At 72.8% G+C, this 4,332-nt stretch carries 3 protein-coding genes; 2 read left to right on the top strand and 1 reads right to left on the bottom strand.

What is annotated here, in order from left to right; translation table 11 throughout:
• Positions 1–29 precede the first annotated feature (29 nt).
• Both E0D90_RS23975 and E0D90_RS23980 read left to right on the top strand, forming a co-directional pair.
• Positions 30–992 carry an SIS domain-containing protein gene (locus E0D90_RS23975; protein WP_174856257.1) on the top strand — a complete coding sequence of 321 codons (963 nt, stop codon included), beginning with the start codon at positions 30–32 and terminating at the stop codon, positions 990–992.
• 203 nt (positions 993–1,195) lie between these two features.
• The gene (locus E0D90_RS23980) at positions 1,196–2,251 is read left to right on the top strand and encodes a DUF1996 domain-containing protein (RefSeq protein WP_130800054.1); all 1,056 of its coding nucleotides are present in this window, start codon (positions 1,196–1,198) and stop codon (positions 2,249–2,251) included.
• Positions 2,252–2,375: 124 nt separating this feature from the next.
• On the opposite strand, the gene E0D90_RS23985 is transcribed toward E0D90_RS23980, so the two are convergent.
• Positions 2,376–4,154 carry a discoidin domain-containing protein gene (locus E0D90_RS23985; RefSeq protein WP_438827444.1) on the bottom strand — a complete coding sequence of 593 codons (1,779 nt, stop codon included), beginning with the start codon at positions 4,152–4,154 and terminating at the stop codon, positions 2,376–2,378.
• Positions 4,155–4,332: the final 178 nt, after the last annotated feature.

The following is a 4,332-nucleotide window of genomic DNA, read 5'->3' on the forward strand; positions in this document are numbered from 1 at the left end:
GCCCCACCCCACCCGACGGAGGAACGCAGATGACGGCACACCCCGGCGCGATCTCCCGCACGGCCGCGGAGATCGCCACCCAGCCCGCCTGCTGGCGACGCTCCGCCGAACTGGCGGCACACCTCGGCGACGCGTTCCCCGCCACCGGGGAACGCGTCGCCGTCGTCGGCTGCGGCACCTCCTGGTTCATCGCGCAGAGCTGCGCCGCGCTCCGCGAGACATCGGGTGCGGGCGAGACCGACGCCTGGCCCGCCTCCGGTTTCCCCGTCGGGCGCCGCTACGACCGGGTCGTCCTGATCAGCCGTTCCGGTACCACCACCGAGGTGCTGGAGCTGGCGGCCGCGCTGCGTGGTTCGGCCGTGCTCACCGGCGTGAGCGCGGACGGCTCCGCGCCCCTGGCCGCGGCCGTCGACCACGCCGTCGTCCTCGACCACGCCGACGAACAGTCGGTCGTCCAGACCCGGTTCGCCACCAGCGCCCTCGCCCTGCTCCGGGCGGCGCTCGGGGAGAGCCTGGACGCCGCCGTCGCCGATGCCGAACGCGCCCTCGCCGGCGAGCTGCCCGCAGCGGCGGTGACGGCGGAACAGCACACCTTCCTCGGCACGGGCTGGACCTACGGCCTGGCGCAGGAGGCCGCACTCAAGCTCCGGGAGGCGGCCGGAGCGTGGACCGAGGCGTACCCGGCCATGGAGTACCGGCACGGCCCGATCAGCGTGACCGGCCCCGGCCGGGCGGTGTGGGTCTTCGGCGGGCTCCCGGTCGGCCTGGAGGAGGAGATCGGCGCCACCGGCGGCGCGCTGGTCGCCGGCTCCGACCCGCACCGCTCCGCCGGGCGCGGAACGGCGCTCAGCGGCGGAGAACCGCTGGACCCCATGGCCGACCTGGTCCGCGCGCAGCGGCTGGCCGTCGCCGTCGCGCTGGAGGCCGGCCTGGACCCGGACACGCCGCGCCACCTGACCCGTTCGGTCATCCTCGGCGAGGGCGGCCGCTGACCGTCCCGCCGCCGCCCTCCGGGCTCTCCGTGTGATCCCCGCGTTCCCGTGCCACGTGACGAGTTCCCGTGCCGCGCGACGGGTTGACACCCCGTCAGCGGTGGCGTGACACTCCTCGGAGAGCGCTCTCCAGTGGCCGGACGCGGCCCGCTCCGACCCTGCGTGCCCACAGGCGCGCAGGCCCCCCTCACGGAGGCCCCCACATGATCCGAAGGTCACGATGGCTGTCCGGCGCGCTGATCGCCGCCTCGGGAACACTGGTCGCCTCCGGGCTGACCGTGATGAGCGGCACCGCCTCGGCGGGAGACGCCCCCGAAACCGAGGCGCCCGCCGCCGACGCCCACCAGGGACACGCGGCGCTCCAGGCGGCCCCGCCCGGCGAGTGGATACCTGTGGACGAGCCGGTCGAGGGCATCGAGCCCCTGGAGAACCCGCCCTTCGCCGAACACCGCGAGTTCCAGGCCAACTGCGCGCCCACCCACCGCCTGCCGGACGACCCGATCGTCTACCCCGGCATGCCGGGCGCCTCGCACTTCCACACCTTCATGGGCAACGACTCGACGCACGCCGGTTCCACCACCGAGTCCCTGCTCGCCGGCGGGACCTCCTGCCTGGCGCCGGGTGACCGGTCCGCCTACTGGATGCCCACCCTCTACCGGGGGGACGAGGCGGTCGACCCGCGCGGTGTCCAGGTCATCTACTACAAGTCGGGCATCCGCGACCACACCAGCGTCCGGCCCTTCCCGACGGGGCTGCGCTACGTCGTGGGCGACCCGTTCCAGAGCGCCGAGGAGTTCCTGGACGGTTCCGTCGAGGGCTGGGAGTGCGGCGACTCCTACAACAACGCGGACATCCCCGCCCACTGCCCCGAAGGCAGCCAGCTGAACGTCCGGTACCAGGCGCCCAGTTGCTGGGACGGCCGGCACCTGGACTCGCCCGACCACCAGAGCCACATGTCCTATCCGGTCGTCGTCGACGGTGCGGACGTCTGTCCCACGAGCCACCCCGTGGCCGTGCCGATGGTCGAGTTCAAGATGGCGTTCCCGGTGGACGGAGACCTCTCCGACGTCCATCTCTCCAGCGGACGCGGCTACTCCTTCCACTACGACGTGTTCAACGCCTGGGACGAGCCCACGCTGGCCGCCATGGTCGAGCAGTGCATCAACGGCGGCCTCCAGTGCGACCCGCGCGGCTACGACCAGTACAACCCCGAGCACGGCGCCGTGCTCGACGAGAACTACGAACTGCCCCGCGCCTGAGCGGAGTCCGACCGAACCACGAACGGGCCCTCGCGTCCCGGCCGACCGGCCGGGACGCGAGGGCCCGTTCACCACGCCGGCCACTTCACGCCGCGGCGCGAAGTGACCGGCGTGGGTGCGTGGTTCAGGAGGCGTACACGCCGAACTCCAGCAGCGAGTAGCCCCAGCCGGTCCCGCGTTCGGTGCCGAGCATCCGCACGTACCTGCCGGTGCCGGTCACGTCGAGGCTGTCCACGCCGCCCTGCCCGTCGGTCACCCGGTGCACCGTGGTCCACGCCGCGCCGTCGTCCGAGACCTGGATCTCGTAGCTCCGCGCGAAGGAGGTCTCCCAGGCCAGCTGGACGTGGTCGAAGGTACGGACCGACCCCAGGTCGACGCGGAGCCACTGCGGGTCGCTCCAGTCGCTCGCCCACCGGGTGCCGTAGTCGCCGTCGGTGGCGTGCTCCGGGAGGTACGGCGCGCCGTCTCCGAACTCCTGGAAGGAGGAGGCGGTGGTGGGGCGGCCCTCGCTGAGACCGGTGCCCGGCGGCTGCGGCGGCACCACGTTGACCGAGGTGGTCTCGATCCCCACGTTGCCCCGGCCGTCACGCACCAGCAGGTACACCTTCCACACCCCCAGCCGCCCGGGCGCGGTGACGGTCAGGGTGCCGTCCGCGGCGCGCGTGAACTCGGCGTCGCGCAGGGAACCGTCGTCGTCCACGTACTTGCTGCTGAGCTTCACCTCGTGGTCGAGGGGGTCGCCGTCGGGGTCGTGGACGTCGGCGCTCAGGGTGAACGTGGAGCCGGCGGGCACCGCGGTCCGTCCCTCGGCCGTCAGATCGGTGATGACCGGCGGCGAGTTGGCCGGGACCTGCCCGCCGTACATGCGCGCGACCGCGTGGTAGGCCAGACGGCGTTCGCCGTCGGGCACCAGGTTGAACCAGACGCCGCCGAAGTCGGACTCCACCCCGTAGTGGAACATGGTGGCGCCCAGGGCCACGCCCTCGTGGGCCATCAGGCACTCCCACGCGGCGGGGTAGCCGTCCCGCTTCTCGACATCCGTGGGCTCCAGCGGCACGCCGTTGACATCGTCCTCGACCTCCCACTCCCCGGCCGGGCCGCCCTCGGTCAGCAGGTAGGGCTTGGTGTAGCCGCCGTCCTCCCAGGTCTGCCGCAGGTCGCAGACCGAGCCGTAGGAGTTGATGGCGTACAGGTCCAGATCGGGGGAGTGGGCGTCGTAGTACGGCCAGGCGCCGGTCCAGGCGTCCGTCGAGGTGACGGGGTGAGCGGAGTCCAGGTCCTTGATCTCCAGCGCGGCGATGTTGACGTACTCGGCGTAGGCGGCGCGCTGTTCCTCCAGCTCGGCGCCGTCGTAGCAGTTGCCGAGCCCGAGCAGTGACTCGTTGCCCACGCTCCACATCAGGACGGCGGGGTGGTCGCGGTACTCCTCGACCCAGAGGTTCATCTGGTAGAGCATCCAGCCCTTGTAGTCCCAGTCGTTGACGTAGTCGACGCAGCCACCGCTGCCCGGCCCGCCGCCCGGCTGGAGCCAGAAGCCGGCGATCACCTTGATGCCGTGGTCGGCGGCCGCGTCCAGCAGCGGCAGGGTCGACTCGTCGGTGCCCCAGGTGCGGATGGTGTTGACACCCATGGACGCGAGGTCCGGCAGATAGCTCCGGGCGTCCTCGACGGCCGGGCCCCAGGTGAGGCCGCGCACCTCGAACGGCGCGCCGTCGACCAGGAGCTGCCAGTCTCCCTGGGTGCCCACGACCTCGACCACCGAGCCCGCGCGCGCCTCCGGGGCGGTGGCGACGTCCCGTGCCGCGGCCGGCCCGTCGGGCTCCGCGGTGGCGGTTCCGGCCAGGCCGAGAACGGCGGTGGCCAGGGCGAGAAGGAAGACGAGCAGAGTGCGCGGGGTCCGCACGGACGGGCGTGGGCGCCCCGTCCGGGGTGTGGGGGGTTGGTTCCGATGCACGGCATCTCCTTGCGGTCCGGGAGTGGGAGAGCGCTCTCCAGGCAGAGTGGAGGTGCCGGTGAAGGAGTGTCAACAGTCCTGCGGACCGGAACACCGGGGGCGGGGTGGCAGCGGCGGTCATCCGTGA

The sequence above is a fragment of the Streptomyces otsuchiensis genome, from assembly GCF_004305975.1.
Taxonomy (GTDB): domain Bacteria; phylum Actinomycetota; class Actinomycetes; order Streptomycetales; family Streptomycetaceae; genus Streptomyces; species Streptomyces otsuchiensis.